The sequence below is a fragment of the Streptomyces sp. LS1784 genome (assembly GCF_020103755.1).
GTDB lineage: Bacteria > Actinomycetota > Actinomycetes > Streptomycetales > Streptomycetaceae > Kitasatospora.
This window is the reverse complement of record NZ_JAHSQD010001287.1, coordinates 1-527: the sequence shown is the minus strand read 5'-3', so window position 1 is coordinate 527 and position 527 is coordinate 1. Positions and strand designations below refer to the sequence as shown.

The 527-nt window shown below is 78.9% G+C and carries 1 protein-coding gene; it reads left to right on the top strand.

The window, feature by feature from the left end; genetic code table 11:
* Positions 1-18: 18 nt before the first annotated feature.
* The coding region (locus KS423_RS47015) for a hypothetical protein (protein ID WP_224285717.1) at positions 19-527 on the top strand (509 nt) is incomplete at its 3' end.

Below are 527 nucleotides of genomic sequence, written 5' to 3'. Positions count from 1 at the left end.
GCCGGCGGCCTGATCGCCGTGCCCGGCCTGGTACTGCTCGGCTCGGCCGCCGCCGCGGGCGCCCGCCGGACCAGGCCCGCCTTCGTGGGCGCCGCCCCCGCGCTCGCCGTACAGGTGCGCGCCGACGAGCGCGGCGACCTGTTGGTGCTGCCACTGGACGGTCCGCCGGACGGACCCGGGCTCTGGCGGCTGGTCGAGCGCGACCGCTACCGCTGGGCGAGCAAGGCCGCCCCGGACGGCGAGGGCCCGGCCTGGGTGCCCGAACACCTGGCGACCGAGGACGAGGACGCCGACTACCCCGACCCGGTGCTCGACCACGACGAGGAAGAGGAGGAGTACGAGGAGCTGATCCACCGGGCGACCCCCGCCGAGGCCGCCGAGTGGCTGGCCCGGGCCGGCCGCAGCGTGCCCGCCGTGCTCTACGGCGGTCCGGACGGGCCCGATCCCCAGCTGCTCGTCCGCCCCGGCCTGCTGGACGGCGACCCGCACTGGGTGGCGGCCGTGATCGCCCCCGCCGCCCGGGCCCC